This window comes from Vibrio methylphosphonaticus (genome assembly GCF_023634655.1).
Classification (GTDB): domain Bacteria; phylum Pseudomonadota; class Gammaproteobacteria; order Enterobacterales; family Vibrionaceae; genus Vibrio; species Vibrio methylphosphonaticus.
In genome coordinates this window covers 36,388-54,403 of record NZ_JAMKMS010000006.1, presented here as the reverse complement: position 1 = coordinate 54,403, position 18,016 = coordinate 36,388, and the positions used below count along the sequence as shown (strand labels likewise).

At 45.4% G+C, this 18,016-nt stretch carries 16 protein-coding genes; 7 read left to right on the top strand and 9 right to left on the bottom strand.

Translation table 11 applies throughout. The features are described from left to right. Positions 1-47 precede the first annotated feature (47 nt). Positions 48-1,160, top strand: a complete 1,113-nt coding sequence (locus M9196_RS08685; RefSeq protein ID WP_250617145.1) for an OmpP1/FadL family transporter — start codon at positions 48-50, stop codon at positions 1,158-1,160. A 306-nt stretch (positions 1,161-1,466) separates the two neighbouring features. On the opposite strand, the gene btuD is transcribed toward M9196_RS08685, so the two are convergent. The 9 genes from btuD to M9196_RS08640 all read right to left on the bottom strand — a co-directional run bounded on the left by btuD (position 1,467) and on the right by M9196_RS08640 (position 9,948). Next, entirely contained in the window at positions 1,467-2,222 is a 756-nt protein-coding gene (gene btuD / locus M9196_RS08680; protein ID WP_250617144.1) for a vitamin B12 ABC transporter ATP-binding protein BtuD, read from the bottom strand. Then, positions 2,206-3,204 carry a vitamin B12 ABC transporter permease BtuC gene (gene btuC, locus M9196_RS08675; protein ID WP_250617143.1) on the bottom strand — a complete coding sequence of 333 codons (999 nt, stop codon included), beginning with the start codon at positions 3,202-3,204 and terminating at the stop codon, positions 2,206-2,208. The genes btuD and btuC overlap by 17 nt, the downstream gene beginning before the upstream one ends. Before the next feature lie 44 nt (positions 3,205-3,248). Continuing rightward, a complete protein-coding gene (locus M9196_RS08670; RefSeq protein ID WP_250617142.1) occupies positions 3,249-4,277 on the bottom strand; it encodes a succinylglutamate desuccinylase in 1,029 nt (342 codons plus the stop codon). Between the two features lie 250 nt (positions 4,278-4,527). After that, the gene (locus tag M9196_RS08665) at positions 4,528-6,324 is read right to left on the bottom strand and encodes a M3 family oligoendopeptidase (RefSeq protein WP_250617141.1); all 1,797 of its coding nucleotides are present in this window, start codon (positions 6,322-6,324) and stop codon (positions 4,528-4,530) included. Beyond that, entirely contained in the window at positions 6,317-6,934 is a 618-nt protein-coding gene (locus tag M9196_RS08660) for a histidine phosphatase family protein (protein WP_250617140.1), read from the bottom strand. Before M9196_RS08660 ends, M9196_RS08665 begins: the two co-directional genes overlap by 8 nt. A gap of 23 nt (positions 6,935-6,957) precedes the next feature. Then, positions 6,958-7,542 (bottom strand): bifunctional adenosylcobinamide kinase/adenosylcobinamide-phosphate guanylyltransferase, encoded by a 585-nt coding sequence (gene cobU, locus M9196_RS08655; RefSeq protein WP_250617139.1) that lies wholly within the window; start codon positions 7,540-7,542, stop codon positions 6,958-6,960. Between the two features lie 15 nt (positions 7,543-7,557). Beyond that, positions 7,558-8,313 carry an adenosylcobinamide-GDP ribazoletransferase gene (locus M9196_RS08650; protein ID WP_250617347.1) on the bottom strand — a complete coding sequence of 252 codons (756 nt, stop codon included), beginning with the start codon at positions 8,311-8,313 and terminating at the stop codon, positions 7,558-7,560. 107 nt (positions 8,314-8,420) lie between these two features. After that, on the bottom strand, positions 8,421-9,449 hold the full coding sequence (gene cobT, locus M9196_RS08645) for a nicotinate-nucleotide--dimethylbenzimidazole phosphoribosyltransferase (protein WP_250617138.1): 1,029 nt from the start codon (positions 9,447-9,449) through the stop codon (positions 8,421-8,423). Positions 9,450-9,663: 214 nt separating this feature from the next. Next, complete coding sequence (locus M9196_RS08640; RefSeq protein ID WP_250617137.1) at positions 9,664-9,948, bottom strand: hypothetical protein; 285 nt, start codon at positions 9,946-9,948, stop codon at positions 9,664-9,666. 399 nt (positions 9,949-10,347) lie between these two features. Between M9196_RS08640 and M9196_RS08635 the strand changes: the two genes are divergently transcribed. The 6 genes from M9196_RS08635 to M9196_RS08610 all read left to right on the top strand — a co-directional run bounded on the left by M9196_RS08635 (position 10,348) and on the right by M9196_RS08610 (position 18,015). Next, positions 10,348-11,235 carry a sigma-70 family RNA polymerase sigma factor gene (locus tag M9196_RS08635; RefSeq protein ID WP_250617136.1) on the top strand — a complete coding sequence of 296 codons (888 nt, stop codon included), beginning with the start codon at positions 10,348-10,350 and terminating at the stop codon, positions 11,233-11,235. Between the two features lie 119 nt (positions 11,236-11,354). After that, a complete protein-coding gene (locus M9196_RS08630; protein ID WP_250617135.1) occupies positions 11,355-12,038 on the top strand; it encodes a Rossmann-fold NAD(P)-binding domain-containing protein in 684 nt (227 codons plus the stop codon). Between the two features lie 160 nt (positions 12,039-12,198). Then, complete coding sequence (locus M9196_RS08625) at positions 12,199-13,569, top strand: L-cystine transporter (protein ID WP_250617134.1); 1,371 nt, start codon at positions 12,199-12,201, stop codon at positions 13,567-13,569. Positions 13,570-13,878: 309 nt separating this feature from the next. After that, entirely contained in the window at positions 13,879-16,110 is a 2,232-nt protein-coding gene (locus M9196_RS08620) for an FUSC family protein (RefSeq protein ID WP_250617346.1), read from the top strand. Positions 16,111-16,120: 10 nt separating this feature from the next. Continuing rightward, the gene (locus M9196_RS08615; protein ID WP_250617133.1) at positions 16,121-17,812 is read left to right on the top strand and encodes a TolC family protein; all 1,692 of its coding nucleotides are present in this window, start codon (positions 16,121-16,123) and stop codon (positions 17,810-17,812) included. Continuing rightward, on the top strand, positions 17,812-18,015 hold the full coding sequence (locus M9196_RS08610) for a DUF1656 domain-containing protein (RefSeq protein WP_250617132.1): 204 nt from the start codon (positions 17,812-17,814) through the stop codon (positions 18,013-18,015). The genes M9196_RS08615 and M9196_RS08610 overlap by 1 nt, the downstream gene beginning before the upstream one ends. Position 18,016 lies beyond the last annotated feature (1 nt).

Below are 18,016 nucleotides of genomic sequence, written 5' to 3'. Positions count from 1 at the left end.
GGCATTTTCTAATAACAAATGCCATTCACTAACATGAGACTCCACTTTTGAAAGTTAATCTAACAACGCTGTCTCTGCTTCTAGCAGGGGCAGTGATTCCTTGCGTGCAAGCGGGAGGACTCAATTTATCTCAAATCGCGACAGCAAAAAGTGTCGGAACCGCCGGTGCCGGCAACATCACCACCAACGATGCATCAGCCGTCATTACCAATGCAGCTAACTTATCGGAGATTGAGGAAAGCGCTTGGATACTGGGCGTGCAATACCTGAATGTTGAATCGAACTTCGTTCGAGACGACAACTCAGCGTCTTCAACGGGAACCAACCAACAAGTTCTGCCTCATTTATCTTTCGCATCGAGGCTCAATGATAAATGGGTCGCAGGAATTGCCCTTCACGCGGATGGTGGGGTTGGAATAAAATACTCGCAAGGTGTCGGAGCAACCCCCTACGAGTTAATCAACGAGAATAGCATTTCAGCGCTCAATTTAACGACTTCACTCGCCTACCAAATAAACGATCAGCTGTCCTTGGGGAGCTCGTTAATACTGCAGCACGCATCCTTAAAAGCGCAAGGCCTGAAAGGTCGCGAACTTAAAGGAGACAGTCTCGCCACTGGGTTCGGGCTAAGTGCCAATTACCAAGTAAGCGAAGATACGCAGTTTGGTATCCGTTATCAAAGCCAGTTCGATCACGACCTATCATTTGATTCGAATAACGACTTAAGAATCAGTCCAAACTTAACTTGGGTTAAAAGCCTAGGCTTGGGTGTACGCCAATCAGTGACTCAAAATTTAGACTTACTGGTTAGTACCAATATGGAAGGCTGGCAAGACTATGATGAAAAGTATTCAACGACCTACTCTGTCGGAGTCGGCGTAGAGTATGTTTATGATGATTGGCTACTTTATAGCGGAGTCAGTGGCGATACGAGCCCAGTTAGCAGTCAAAACCGAGACGTCCTGCTACCCCTCGATGCGCAATGGCGTATCGGTTTAGGGGCCGAGCGAAAGGTTTCTCATGACCTACATTTAGGGTTGAGTTACCAGTATCAGAATCTTGGCGACGGAGAGATTGATGCCAACTCTGGGCTATTCCAACCGAGTGGTCGTTACGATACGAACAGGGTTCACTTCATCACACTCTCTCTGCGTTATTGACCGCAGGTCTAAACGCATAATTATTGGGCGCGTTGTTAACACCTAGATAGAACCACATGGAATAGTAACGGCTTACTTGGCATTGTGTTCTCAAGGTAATATTCTCATCACCTTAACCAAAGTAAAGAGTGCCGAAAGCCGTAGATATCTGAAAAGTAACAACTCAGTCTCATGGTTCTCAGTCTCGTAGTTCGAGTTTTCAATGCGCCGTGGAAAATCCCCTTTTTGAGGGGATGATGCATATCTTGATAGGGAAGTGACACAAGGGAAGCGACAACGTACATTAATTCCCAAGGGCGTAGTGCATCACTCGTCAAAAAGTAGGTAATCCCGGCTATTGATTGTCACTCGCTGTACACGGGTGGAATAAACATCGCTTACGTTTTCTTCGGTTAATACACTGCTGCTATCGCCTTGCTGTACCAATACACCATTGTTGAGCATAACAACGTGCTCTGCACGCTTGAGAGTCACATTTAAATCATGATTAGCGACAACAACGGCACTGCCTTGCGAGATGATCCGTGCGATCATTTCATGCAGGTATTTTTCTTGTCCAACATCCAGCGGTGCTGAGGGCTCATCAAGGATGAGCAGCTTAGCAAAAGGGTTAATAGGCTTCCAAATCTGTAGACAACACGCCGCTAATCTCACTCGCTGCCATTCACCGCCAGACAAATGATGAACGGTTCGAGTAAGCATCGATGTTAAGTTTAACAGCCCCGTGATCTCTTCTACGGCGGCGTTAATCGCTGAACTCGACGTCGCACAACTTGGGACCGAGAGCGATAAATATTGATAGACGGGCATATTAAACGCCGGACGCGATGACTGGTTTAGGTAAGCACGCACCAAAGATAAATCGGCCAATGACAGCGTCGCCATTGATACATCATCGATGGTCGCCTCCCCTTCAGCACTCAGTACACCAGCTAGCGCCGATAAAAAAGTACTCTTACCGCTGCCATTCGGACCAATAACATGTGTGAGCTTTCCTTGAGGGATGCTCACTGATAATGGCAGTAAACGAGTGCCCACGGCGAGATTATGAACCTGTATCATGACTCTTTACCAACATCCAAATAAAAACAGGTGCCCCAAGGGTTGTTGTCATGACGCCTACTGGCAGTTCAGCAGAGTCAAGTACAGTGCGAGCTAAGATATCCGAAACCACAAGTAGTGCAGCGCCAGACACTGCAGACAACGGCAGCAAATAACGGTTTTCGGTACCAAATGCGAGACGAAGTAAATGTGGGATAACCAGGCCCACAAAGCTAATCACCCCACCCAATGCCACCGATCCTCCAACCAATAGCGAAACAGCAAGAATCAATTGCCAACGAATGCGGTGTACATCGACACCCAATTGCTGTGCGTGGACTTCGCCAACCATTAGCTTATCGAGCACCGACCCCTTTAAACATAACCAGACTGCTACGGGGATCATAATCAACGTCAAACTATGTTGGTACCAGCTGACACCACCCACGCTGCCCATCAACCAATACATCAACTGACGGATACTTAAATCATCGCTAAAATAAAACGCCCATGTGACTACAGCACTCGATAAAATACCTAGTGCAACGCCCACCAATAACAGACGCGTCGTGGTGAGGCGCATGGCTCGTGCCATACCAACGAGAAGCAATGTAAAACATAACGCTCCCCCAACCCCTGCTAACATAAAGGCTAAAGGCGTCGCTGCCACCGGAAGGATAAACAGCACCAGCACCATACCAAGGCTAGCTCCACCTGAAATACCCAGCACGCCCGGCTCAGCAAGCACATTACCCAGTAACACTTGCAAGGCCGCACCCGACAGTGCCAACGCCGCACCAATGGCCGCCGCAGCGAGCAAACGAGGCATTCTTAAGTCATACAGCAATCGTGACTCAAGTGCGCTATTTGGAGAAAATGGATTGATTAATATTTCACCCACTGAAAGGTGAAGAAAAGCGCAACCTATTAAGACGCTACTCATCGCAATAATCAAATTGCGCCAGCGTCTCTGGTTTCTATTCAGTAACTGATTGAATTTCATAAGAGGAGAATAACAGTGGCGCCAAAATACGCCACTATTTTTTGTTAATCGTAGATGAGTTGGTCATCCTCGTAGCGAATCGCAACTTTAACCACCATTAATGCCGCACGCTGACCAATTTCTACATTGCGGTTTGGAAAGACAATCGCTTCATTGTCGTTCTTGGCCATCAGAGGCTTATCGCCATCATGACCAAACACTTCCCCGTGTTTAAATTCGGTAAAGTTCGCCACCTGCTCATCAAACAAAAAGTCAAAATCTTCTTGTTGGCGCACAATGGTTCTTGAAACACGATACATCACCGGTGGTTTAGCAATATGCTCAGCGGTCTCATCCGATAGGAGATCCCTTGTTGCGATATCAAACGCCAGTAATTTATCGAGATCATTCTCACCAATTTTAGCCACTCGTCCCAATTCCATAGTGAGAGCTTGAGCGGAAAAATTTTCAGCGGAATACCAGCTAAATGTGCTCGATGGTGAATTAGATAGTAGTGTCGCATCGATATGCGCACTTGCCACGTAATCAAACAAAGCTTGGCTGCGAACCGGGTGACGAGTTTTAGGACTCACCACAAATGAATAATGCGCCGATTTACGGATCGCACAATGCAAGTCTAGATGCCAACGCTGTGACTCTAGTGTACCTTGGTAAAACGCCGTTACCTGCGACTTAAGATGCTTAGCAATGGCCACTTCGCGGTTCATCGGGTGCGAGCGCTCATCAAACAGTCTGTTTAAGTTTTCGTCAATGTAACGTGTGTGTTTATTTGTCGACTCTGGATGAGCGATAATAAACAGACATCTCGATTTCAAAGTAAGAAAACCGGATTCGATGTCTTCCACCATCTTGTCGACGAGTTCCATAGGCGCCGTCTCGTCGCCATGAATACCACAAGAGATGATGATATGTTTCGTGTCCTTATTGACAGAACACGGTGTCACTTCCAACATTCCACGGTGAATAAGATCCATTTTGATGCCGGCATCGGTCACCATGGATTTAGTTTGAAACTCAATATGGGTTTCTAATGTATCTTTAAGAAATGATTGGCGAAAAAACGATTTCGTCATGCGCTGCTCCCTATCTGACAGCGGTATGGTAATGAATCAACGCGCAAATTTATACGGAGATGATCGCGTTTATCGAAGTAAATCGCGTTTAGCGAAGCGAATTACTTCGATTTGGACATAAATTGTCCTACATAAATGCAACCCATCGAATAAATTAACCGCATTTTGATTCAACACCCGCCTCAGTGGATGGCGAATTGGTGCCCACTTTATGACGAGATTGCGGTTCCATCCCAAGATGGACGTTCTATCACAAAACAGTGACTAATAAAGCGTCAAACTCATCCACTTTTTGCTCTAACCTGGCCATGCTTTCCTGCCAAAATTCAGGCTGAGTGAGATCGCGCCCCATATGTTGCGATACCACCTCTTCAGCTAAAAATGAACCTGTATCTCGTAGTAAAGAAACGTAATCGGAATAAAACGCCTCCCCTTTTACAGATCGTTGCGCGTATACACCAAGGCTGAACAAATAGCCAAAGAGGTATGGGTAATTATAAAAGCTTAACTCAGAGATGCTAAAGTGAAGCTTACTGGCCCAAAAATAAGGATCCTGCCCTTCCATTGAGTCTCCATACCACGCTTGCCACGTCTCTGACATAAGTTGGCACAATTGCTCAGCATCCAATTCATTTTGCTCACGCGCTTGATAAAACGCTTTTTCGAATTCATAGCGAACCGGAATGTTGATGGTCAATGCGTAGGCTGACGAAAGCTCTTCCCATAACATTTCAAGCTTTTGTTCCGGACTTGTCGCATGGCTAAGCAAGTAATCTCTAACAATATTTTCAGCGAAAATAGAGGCGGTTTCCGCCAAGGTCATCGGATAACGCGTACGACAAAGCGGCAAATCTCGCATCACCCAGTTATGGAAGGCATGTCCGAGCTCATGAGCTAAGGTCAACAAATCTGATCGACTGCCCCCCCACGTCATAAACACCAGCGGCGTACGTGTTGCCGCCAATTTAGTGCAGTAAGCACCTAAGCGGCGATTCTCAGATGGTTGCGCATCAATCCAACCGTTATCAACCATGGTCTGAACGAACTCTGCCATCGCTGGCTCAACGGTCGCGAAGGCGGCTTTAATTACCTCTATGCCCTCTTGAAATGTGTAGACTTGCGGCTCACTATCACTTAGCGAAGGCATAGCAGCAAGATGGTTCCATGGGGTCATCGCATTACAGCCATGAACCTTTGCCATCAATCGACCCGCGCGCTGACCAATGTGCTTGTTCGCCTTGGCTACTGACAACATCGCGTCTAAGGTTTCACGCTGAATACGGTTCTCTCTTAAACTGGAATCTAAGAAGTGTTCCGGTTGTTGGGTAGCGCGCTTCTTCGCTTCCGATAGTCGCCATCCCGCCAAAGCATTCAAAATGGCAGCGAAGGAATGGGCATGTTGTGACATCGCAGCCTGAATGCCTTTCCATACCGCTTCTTGCTTGGCAAATTCACTGCCATAAAGTAGGCTCGCCGCTTGGGAAAAACCAATAGTCTCTTGCTTGTCACCGTATTCAATTGTTATTTGGAGTGCGCCAGTGATGTTGTCATAAAGCCTTCCCCATGCATCTCTGCCGTCCACTTGCATTGCTGACAGTAACTGCTCTTGCTCAATCGTTAATTGCGTTTGTGCCTTACGCTGTAATAACTCTATTTGAAAACCTTGCCCAGCAACACACGGATCCGTATGGTCCAAAACTTGCTCGATAAAAGCAAAATCTGCCAATGCAAGAGTATTTTCATATGGGGTAAACGCCTGCTCTAGCTGAGAACTCAGCTGGGCAATACGCCCAATAAGCTGCTTCGCTTGAGTATTCATGGCATTGGTGGACGCTGCACAAGTCGCTAGGGTATTGACCGTAGCCAACAGCGTACTTGCCGCGGACTGCGTTTGAATGGCGTTCTGCATCGCAATGACTTGCGCTCGCTCATCTTGATAGCTTTCAAGTAACTCAATCGAACGTTGAATTAATACGATATCTTGCTCTATTTTTGGATCATTTAGTCCACTATAGGCAATCGTCAGATCCCAAATAGCTTTAGTCATCATTAGGTCCTTTTATCGGCGTACCGATCGCTTTAATCAATACGTGCTCTGGAAATTTAGGGTTAATTTGAATATGTGTCAGTGAGCCGTTTTGGATCGACAACGTCGAGTACCATTTTGCATTTCTCCAATCAAGCTCTAATAGATGGGCGAGAATCACTCTAATTACCCCGCCATGCGTCACCACTAAGGTGTCTTGCTTTAGAGTTGAAAGTGATGCCCAGGCACGGACAACACGAGTATGAAAATCACAAAGCGATTCGGCATTAGGTAAAGATGTTTGAGCGGGGTTTTCCCAAAATGGTTCCAGATTTTGCCACTCTTGTGTCGACATCGTATCAAACGGGACACCATCAACATCTCCAAAGTACATTTCGCTAAGGTCACTCACCACGCTTAACGGTAACGCTTGTTGATGTGCGAATTGCTGGGCAACAGCATGACAGCGGAGTAAAGGTGACGTTATCACTTGCTTTAAATTTAGGGATAAAGCATGCAAATTCGACGCAATAGCGGCATTTTCTTCACTGGATACAGCAATATCCGTATGACCATAAAGCGCCGCTTCTCCGGTGACTTTGCCATGCCTCAGTAGATAAATATTAATCATTGTACTACACCTACCGCGCTCACTTACTTGCCTGACTTTAATGTCAACGGTAGCCCCGCAGCGACCAATACGACTTGCTGTGCAATTCGTGCCAGAGCTTGATTCATTCTGCCGGCATTATCGACAAACAAACGAGACACTTCTCCCATCGGTACCACTCCCATCCCCACTTCATTTGAAACCAAAATAATGTGGGCAGAGCTCTGCTGCAGAGCCATCGCTAACATTTCGATTTCATGTTCCAAACGAGCATTGCTGGACGACTGGCCTTGATAATAAATCACGTTGTTTAACCAAAGCGTCAGGCAATCAATCAGTACGACATCACTTTCATCAAACTGTTTAAGCTGGGAAACAAGATCACACGGACACTCCCATTCGATCCACCCTTCTCCTCGCTGCTGCTTATGATGCTCGATTCGACGCAGCATCTCTTCATCAAGCGCCTCTGAGGTTGCAACGTAATGCATGGTGCGCGGTTTTGAAGTAAGAGCGTTCAACTCAAGAGGTTGGAATGTAAGAGACGATGATACAATTTCTCGAACCCGGTTTTCCGCAAAGCCCGATTTACCTGAGCGTGCGCCACCTAAAATGAGCTCTATTGGCATAACAATTACCGCCTATTATCCTAACATCACCAGTAAACATAGATAAATCAGCAACTCCATAATTTGCTGTGCTGCGCCCAAGCAATCCCCTGTATAGCCACCAATTCTAAGTAGTAACCAGCGACGAAAAAGGAAATGGAACATGACCGCAACAGCAATGACCATCACTGTGAAATCAACGCCGATAAATAGTGCAGGTAATACACCGCAGCAAGTTAGGAAAAGTAACTCACTCGGGCGCTGTGTATTAGCAAGGGGCTTGCTTTTACTGCCTTCCGGATCAGAGACGTAGGGCATTGTCGAAATAAACGAGGCCGCGACCGCTCGGCTCGTGGTGTAACCAACAACCCATACCGCGAACATAAACGTCATGGTGGTTAATTCAACTAATACTACGTACTTCAGAAGTAGCCCCATCATCAAGGTAGCCGCGCCATACGTACCTAAACGACTATCCTTCATGATGGTTAAACGCTTATCTAGCGTCATTCCACCGCCAATACCATCCGCCATGTCGGCTAACCCGTCTTCATGAAAGGCACCGGTTAACAGCAAACTCACGACCATGGTCATAACAACGGATACCGATGGCGGCAGTAGCATATTAAGTAGCTGGAATGCTATCGCGCAGATCACGCCTAATAGCAGACCAACTAAAGCAAAGTATCGTCCCGAGCGGTTCATCCGCTCCGTTGAGTAAGGCATCGATGCAGGAACAGGAAGCCGAGAGAAAAAACTCAATGCTAAACAAAACAGTTGCCATTGAAGCACAAACCACTGAAACCCTTGATGAAGGGGCTTACAATCTGGGTTTATTAGGATTGGGTCTTCATCACGCTCGACGACCGGTTTATCGTTTACGCCGTCCCTTTGCTCGCTCACACCGTGACTCCGGCACTTTCAAAACTCGCCATGTGATTATAGAACTCAACAGCGCACGCCAGTAGTGGATACGCGAGTGCGGCGCCCGTTCCTTCACCTAATCGAAGTGAGAGATCCAATAACGGACGGGCTTGCATGCGCTCTAACACCAGTTTATGCGCCCCTTCATCCGAACGATGAGAAAAAATCATGTAATCACGTGTTTCTGGAACCATTTTAGAGGCAATGTATGCGGCAACCGAAACGATAAACCCGTCAACCAGTACTGGAATTTTGTGCTCTGCTGCACTAATGAATCCACCCACCATATGAGCAATCTCATGGCCGCCGACTTCACTCAATATCTCCATGACGGATTTATCAGTGCATCGCTCGATACCAAGCTGAACCAAATTACGCTTTCTAGCCAGTTGATCGAGAGTAATACCCGTACCAAAGCCTACGCTTTGTTCCACTGGCACATGGGCAATGCTCGACAACAAGGCTGAAGCAGAGCTTGTATTGCCAATCCCCATCTCACCAAAGATCAGTAGTTCACATCCCGCCTTTACTTTACGCGTGACAATTTCACTGCCGCTAGAAAGTCCTTGCGCGACTTGTTCCATCGACATCGCGGCCTGTACGGAAAAGTCATGGGTTCCTGCTGCCACACGACTAACAATTAAGTTTTGAGAGGCACTCTCTACTGCAGCCAACATCCCGCAGTCGACAACAGAAAATGCGAGATTATTGGTTCGACAAAAACAGTTAATTGCAGCGCCACCGGCTAAAAAGTTAAGTACCATTTGCTGCGTAACTGAACTAGGCGCAATACTCACACCTTGATTAGCAATGCCATGATCTCCTGCAAACACAACTACAGACGCAGCATCAATAGAGATTGATTGCGCCAACTTACCTGTTCGATTACTTTGGATCTGGGCAAGTTGAAACGCCACATTTTCTAGCGCACCGAGCGCACCGAGTGGCTTGGTTTTTTGGTCGATTCGATGTTGTATTTGCGCGTCAAACTGTTTATCTAACATAGATCCATTCTTGTTATCGATATGATAGGAATTGGTTTCGCGATCTCACTAAAGACGAGAGCGAAACAACATATTTTTGTGGCAGACAGTGTACTGGTTCAACCTAGGTAAACCAAGGTAATAGATAAGTTTCTGTTAACAAAAAGTCCTCGATGAACGAGGACTTTTTGTTAACAGCGAAATGTGGCTGAGGCAATAGAAGCGACGCGATAAATCAACTTGGTTGCTGCAATTCACTAAAAAGCAGTGCGAGACTGTCTTGTGACACTTTCGATGACTCCATATGGCAAGAACCGCAACCATCTGTTGCCCCAGAACACACTTGCTTCATCATAATTTGGTCAAGGTTCTGAATCCCTGCTTTGCTATCCGCTTCTATTGATTTAAAGATGTGGCAACGATCCGTATTCGGCGCGTCAACCAACCCGACAATGGAAATACCCTGTGACTTTGCCAACACAAGGAGCTCTTCCAGTTTTTGTTGAAGTTGTTCGTTCATTTACCCATTTACCTCTAACAGCATTATCCATAACGAGCACATTTTGACTAAAGTCTAATGCACTTTATTAATGTAACAACGTTGTCTTCACAAAACCCTATCTATGTCATGTTTTTTTGTTTGAATTTGTTCGCAACGCTGACGTTCTGTTCATTATTTACTCAGCGGAGACTAAAAAAACAACAATAACGAAGAATAAAATAATAACAGAAGAATCAATAGGATGTATTTAGATCCCTGCACCATTAATTTACCGTGTGAATTTTTTGTTTTGATAAATATTTAATTGTAATTTTTTTGGTCTTTATTGTAACGTAAGGGTACAGCGTACAGTGGCTGCAACAAAAACGAAACAATAGCGATATTCATATAATAACAAGCAGTAAGAAAGGATTCTCTATGGGTAAGATAGACGCTAAGGATAGCCAAGCAACAAATCGAAATGACGATGCATTTAACATTGGTACCACCTATTTCAAAGAAGTCTCTCATCACGACTTACTCAGCGCAGAAGATGAACGACATATTGCCCGAAAAGCACGCGCAGGCGATGCCCTCTCCCGACAAAACTTAATTAACGCCAACCTGCGCTTAGTCATCCGAACGGCGAAACGCTATAACGGTCGAGGTGTCGACTTTTATGACCTCATCAACGAAGGGAATATAGGCTTGATCCAAGCCGTAGATAAATTTGACCCTGAGCTTGGTTTTCGCTTTTCCACTTATGCTGTGTGGTGGATTCAACAGTCTATCGATCGCGCGATAATGAACCAAGGACGCACGATTCGCGTTCCCGTACATGTCACCAAGCAAATTCGAGAATGCAGTAAAGCAGAACGAGAATTAAGAAAAGAAGGCAAACACGAACCAACATCGTCAGATATTGCCAATCGTACCGGGCGCACACCTGAAGATGTAAGCAAGCTGCTTAAATTATCTGAGCAATCCCTCTCTCTCGACAATGGCTGGGATGATGAGGGGGATAGTAAGGACCACTTCCAAACGATTGACGACGATGATGTATTCGAACTTCCAGAGCGCGATATTGTTAGCCAAGATCTCAATAAAGCTTTACTTGGTTTAGTTGACAGTTTACCTGAGAAACAACGCGTCATCCTTTATCATCGTTTTGGTCTACTCGATGATACCCCCAAAACGTTAGAGGAAGTGGGCGAAATCGTTGGTGTAACACGAGAACGCGTACGCCAAATTCAAAAAGGCGCGATGGATGTACTAAAAGAAAAGCTCTATCGTCAAAATCTCACAAAAGAAGAAGTTGTCGAATAGACCACTTAGGTAGGCTTAACCTGATTGGCTGATTATTTTGAGCTATTTTAGCTTTAATCACAGCATCTTCACGAAATGTTTTCTATAGTCCCTGATAGTTTTTATCTAGGGACTTTTTTATGGCTCAACATTTCAACGTAATGATTGCTGGTGCATCGGGCTTGGTTGGCAGCAACCTACTGACCCTACTTGAGCAGACCTCTCATATACAGTCTATTTATGCGCTGTGCCGTTCACCAATCGAAACTCAATCCGATAAAACCAAATTACTATTGGACGGTGCACTGCGCATCACTGACTCTGACAAGCTTTATCCTTCACCAACACTAGGGTTTATTTGCCTAGGCACTACCGTAAAACAAGCTGGCAGCAAAGCCGCCTTAGAGAAAATTGATTACGAATTGGTGTGTGATGTTGCCCAAACCATGAGAATGGTCGGTATTACGCACATTGCCGTTGTTTCTAGCCTTGGTGCATCACCGCGTTCGCTCTCCCACTACCTTAAATGTAAAGGTCGGGTAGAAAAGCGAATAAATAGTATGGGCTTTCAACGAGTTGTTTTTGTCAGACCTGGACCGCTCTCCGGAAGAATAAAAGACATCCGACCTGATGAATCGGCTGTTCAAAGTTTATTCAAGGTCATTAACCCACTCATGGTGGGACCTTTAAGAAAGTTCGCACCAATCTCGGCAGAGTCTGTGGCTAAAGCGATGCTTTACAGTTTGATTAACCAAGATATGACGCCATGTACTATCTATGATTCTGCAAATATGCGTGACATGCTTGATAAATATAACCGATAACAGGGATGCCCTCTTTTTGATATAACTATTAGCTCTAACTAATGACGTTTATTTATTGTTAACGATTACACTAGATCGGTAACTTAGCGCGTTCGAATCCTGAAACCCCAATCATTAAGGGGTTTTATAAAAGCTAAAATATAGATAAAGGACGCTTATTATGTCAGTCGCTGTTATCGCCTCACTCGCGGTATTTTTGGGCATACTTTTTTTCTTGTATGGACAACAACAAAAAGAGAACACACTTTCACGCCTAGTATTATTTGGTCTAGTACTGGGTAGTGCCTTCGGTTTAGCACTTCAACTGGTATTTGGTGAAGGTAATGAAGCCATTGCCGCTACCCTTGAGTGGGTAAATGTCGTCGGACGAGGCTATGTAGGCTTACTAAAAATGGTCATCATGCCGTTAGTGCTCGTGTCCATGATTGCCGCCGTAGTGAAGCTTGAAAAAGGCGGGTCACTGGGCAAGATTAGCGGCTTAACTATTTCTGTATTGCTGATTACCACCGCTATTTCTGCCGTGGTCGGTATTGCTGTTACTCAAGCGTTTGGCTTAAGTGCTGAAGGTTTGACAGAAGGTGCTCGTGAAACCGCACGCATCGCGGTGTTAGAAAACAGAATCGACCGTGTCACCGATCTAAGCATTCCTCAAATGATCGTCAGCTTTATCCCAACCAACCCATTTGCTGACCTTACCGGTTCTCGCTCGACTTCCATTATTGCGGTTGTTATTTTTGGTGTTCTCACTGGTATCGCGGCTCGTAAAGTTATGGCCGAGAAAGAAGAGCTTGAGTCCCCTATTCGCACGTTTGTTGAAGCGGCTCAATCGGTTGTCATGCGACTGGTCAAAATGATTATGGCGCTTACGCCCTACGGTATCGCGGCTCTAATGGCCAAGGTCGTGGCGACATCAAGTGCGGGTGATATCTTAAGCTTACTTGGGTTTATTGTTGCCTCTTACGTTGCGATTCTGCTCATGTTTGTTGTTCACGGATTGTTAGTTTCACTGGTTGGCGTTAGTCCAAAAGAATACTTCCAAAAGATCTGGCCAGTGCTCACTTTCGCGTTCTCTTCTCGTAGTTCCGCTGCCACGATTCCACTTAATGTTGAAGCGCAAGTGACTAAGCTCAACGTGCCACCAGCGATTGCTAACCTTTCAGCCTCATTTGGTGCCACTATTGGTCAAAATGGGTGTGCGGGTATTTATCCTGCGATGTTAGCCGTAATGGTTGCACCAACGGTTGGTATTGATCCAATGGATATCAACTTCATTTTGTCGCTTATCGCTATCATTACCGTTAGTTCATTTGGTATCGCTGGTGTCGGTGGCGGTGCAACGTTCGCTGCATTGATCGTACTTCCTGCGATGGGCCTACCAGTGACCATTGCCGCGTTATTGATTTCTATCGAACCGCTTATTGATATGGCTCGTACTGCGCTCAATGTATCGGGAGCGATGACGGCAGGTACGATCACCAGCCGTATTCTCAAGAGAAAAGAAGCGAAAGCGTTAAAACAAGCAAACGCTTAGCTTTATATCCGATTAAGCGGTGCTCATGCACCGCTTATCCTAACAATCACTGCCATCGCTCGTTCACCTCGCTCACTTTCCAGCCTTATCCATTTCACACTGCGCTATTCCATAGTCAGATCGATAATTAATATAATAATTTTCAGATACCTAGCGAAATACTGTCTATACTTTCTCATAGTATAACTAGCATATTTTTAACATTGAGATTCACCATTAAGAGAAGCGGTTTACCATTCTCAATAAACCGTATCTACCCTACCCATTTGGCTAATCCTGCTACCAAGGAAAACACTGTTATCAAGGATGATGAACAACAAAACGTTATTTGCGCTTAAAGTCGCAGTCAGCCTCACACTGGCTTACCTCATTCCCTTTGCACTGGGTTGGCCGCAAGCCTCGACAGCGGCAACAACTGTGATGCTTATTGCATGCACGGGAGGACAACGAGAATCGTTGGAAAAGGGTACTCTACGTGTTTTAGGCACCGTTGTTGGAGCGGTCATCGGATTGTTATTGGTTGGACTGTTTGCGCAAGATCGGCTGTTGTATATGCTCAGCGTATCCATCGTGGTCGCATTAATTTTTTATCTCCGTAACGCCTATCAAAAAGACCCAACATTATTTATGTTAACTGGCGTTATGACACTCATGATATCTAATGGCGGCGATGCCAACGGCGCATTTCTTTATGGCGTCGACCGAGCTCACATGACGGTTTTTGGCGTCGTCATTTATACCCTAGTTGGCACGTATTTGTTCCCGTACAAAGTCGAACAAAACCTTCAAACGCTAACTCAAGACGTTCTGCAAGCACAACGCCAACTCTTTACCTCTGTTGTCACGCTTCTTAGCGAGCATAATCGAGCGCATCGCACAAACGAAACGGCCGTTCATAAGGTAGAAAATACCGGCATCAATGACAACGAATTCGATGGCGATACCGCAGATTTAGCCGCTATTAAGACAACAATTGATGAACAAGTTGCCGTGCTCTTCAACGCACAAAATCTATTGGAACAACGGTTTTCTAGCGCTAGCAAAGAAAGCAGTGACGTCGCCGCTTACCTCACAGAGTGGCAACTCACCCTCCATTACAGCAAAAGCATCTCGCAGCTGTTAATCACGGTCTCCCATGGCTACTTTCACCATGAAAACACCCAGCACTTAATCAAAGACTATGATGCATTCGTAGCAACTATCGACTCACTTTTCCAACGCTGCCATGATGTGTGGGGAGAAGATGGAGCATCATATCGAGCCACAGAAACTCAGATCCAATTGAACGAGAAACAGCTCGATATGGCGGCTCATCTCGACAAAGCGACAACCCTTACCTTGGCTTACGCCATGAATCGGCTTCAACGCCAGCTTTCTCGCCTTGCTGAAACTATCAGCTGTATTGATTCCATCACCAAACGTGTGTCCTTTGAAGAAAAACTGCAACCTGCTCCAAGCACCTTTGTATGGTGGGACTGTGAAAACTTTAAGACGGCCATCAAAGTCTTTATTTCTTACTGGGTATCAAGTGCCATTTGGATTTTTTTCAATCCACCAGGCGGTTACAGCTTTGTGATCTTCTCCACCATTTTCATGTCGTTACTGTCGTTTATGCCGATACATCCAAAACTGCTTGCCGGGCTATTCACCTTTGGGTTTATTTTTTCTGTGCCTGCCTACGTTTTCATTCTCCCGCAACTTGAATTGGGCCTTGAATTGGCTCTGTTTTTGTTTATCTATACCTTTGTTGGTTTTTACTTATTCAAAGGTCCTATAACAATATTTTTTATGTTGGGACTATTTACTTTGGGCATCAATAACACCATGACGTATCACTTTGGCATCATCATGACGATTATGATGCTGTTTTACTTGGTCGTAATGATGATCGTATTTTCTCACTACTTTCCGTTCTCATCTAAAGCTGAACATCTTTTTTTGACTGTGCGAGAGCGATTGTTTCGTCATCAACTACAACTTGTTACTCGCCTGCAATCCCCATCCCGCTCTTGGTTCGACGCATTGGCTATTCCTCTTCATGCCAAAACTATGAATATTTCCGCCAAGAAACAGACACTGTGGGCAAGTAAAATCGACGTCAGTTACTTTTCAAAAAATACGGCATCGTCGCTGAGTCTTTACACCAAAACTTGCCAAACCTTAGTCGATCACACCAACAACCTGTTATTGGCTCAAACGACACTTAGAGATAACCCACTTATCGCTAAGCTAAGGATGGAGAGTGAAGATACGGTTATTCCTAGACTCATTCAGTTGCATGCCAACCATGCTGATACCTCATACGAGGATAGCCTAGAGAGAGCGCGCACTTTCTCATCACTGCATGATGAATATGACAAAGCGGAGTCTGCTATAGAATCATTTTTTGAAGGGGTGAACTTAGACGACTACAGCCAAAACGATATCGCTCGTTTTTACGTCTTTCTTAATTTGAAGCGCAATATTTTTGAATCGCTAATACAAGTAAACGACGCTGGCCAGGCATTGGCATTCGATAACCTAAAACAGCATCGATTTTAAGGATAGGACGATGAATTTACCTAATCTTCGCTCCTGTGGTTTGGCTATAACGACACTATTACTATCAGCCTGCACCACAGTCGGCCCCGATTTCCAGCAACAACATGACTCGGTAGTATTGCCAACTCAATGGGAGCAAGAACAAGTTCGTGTGGACAGCCAAGCAACAGCAATGTGGTGGCAACAATTTAACGATTCCACGCTCAATACTCTGATTACCAGAGCCTCACAGCAAAACCTTGATGTTGAAGCTGCAGGTCTTCGAATTTTGCAAGCCCGCTCAGTACTTGGTATTGCGGATGGGCTTCGTTACCCTCAGGCTCAAGTTGCCTCGGGTAATCTTGCTTTTGCTTATCAAAACGACCAATCCTTTACCAACGCTGCACTGACATTCGATGCTGGCTGGGAAATGGATGTCTGGGGAAAATACGCGCGTGGCATTGAGTCGGCCCAAGCGAGTTATTACGCCTCCGTCGCCTCCTATAACGATATACTGGTGACTATAACATCAGAAGTCGCTCGTAATTATATCAACTTTCGGACGTTCCAAGAACGGATTCTATTATCGCAACGTAACATTGAAATCCAGCAACGTGTGGTCAACATAACTCGGGTTCAATTTGAATCAGGGAATGTCACCGAACTCGACGTGCAACAAGCTCAAAATCAGCTTTTCACTACAATGGCAGCGCTTCCTAGCTTAAAGATTGCGATGCAACAGGCTAAGAATGCGCTCGCAGTATTGCTCGGCACTTTACCTGAGCAAATTGAACCCTTGCTCCATAATCAGGGTGAAGACATCATCAATAAGGGTGAGCAACAATTTCAATCCACAGGGAAAAAGCTCTCTGCCCGTGAAAGTGATGCCCTCTCTATGGTTCCAAAAGCACCTTCGCTTGAACCGAGCATCGAAGCCAGTTTGGTGTTAAGACGACCTGACTTACAAGTTGCCGAACTACAAGCGCACGCTCAGAGCGCTCAAATTGGTATAACTGAAGCGGCACTTTACCCTAGCTTTTCGTTATTTGGCTCTATTGGTATTAATAGCACCACACCAACCGGTAGCAGCTTAAGTTTGAGCGACTCTCTTATGCTTGTAGCCGGCCCAACCTTTAGCTGGAATATTTTCCAATATGGTCGAATTAAAAATAACGTTCGCTTTGAAGATGCACGCTTTCAAGAGACCCTAACCAACTACAATAAAAAAGTACTACAGGCGGTGCAGGAAGTAACGAATGCGCTGGATGCTTACCAATTGTACCAAGAGCAACAAGGACTGCGTTTACGATCGGTCGATGCATCGATCCGCGCCTTTAATATTTCGATGACGCAATATGAAAATGGTCAAATTTCCTTTGAACGTTTACTTAGCTCACTAGAAAAAATGACTCGCAGCGAAGACAGCTACGCACAAATCAAAGGTAACGTGGCCAATCAAGTGGTTGCGCTCTACAAATCATTAGGGGGCGGTTGGCAAGTGAATTCGGGAAAAGCCTTCATTTCTGATGACCTCATTGAAACCATGAATCAACGCTCTGATTGGGGGGATACGTTATCAAAAGAATCCGTTCTGCTACCTTCAAACACACAATCCGTAGAGTCCGTAAACAACACCATTGCAACGGATAATGCTGAGGCCCCCTCTGCCGCAAAAGAGAAGCCTCCTCAGCCTTCTGCCACTAAACCCAAGGAGCAACCCTAATGCCCCATGAGCTTGCATGGGGAGACATTTACTTCTCCCCACTATTAGCGGTTCTCATTTTGGCACTCGTCGCTACGTGGGTAACCGTCATTGTATTGAACAAAACAAAACTGTCTCGTTTTGTCGCTTTTCCATCCCTGACGTTTTTGGCCGTGCTGGTGATGTATGTCGTGGCTATTGATAGTTTTTACTTAAGGTTTTAGG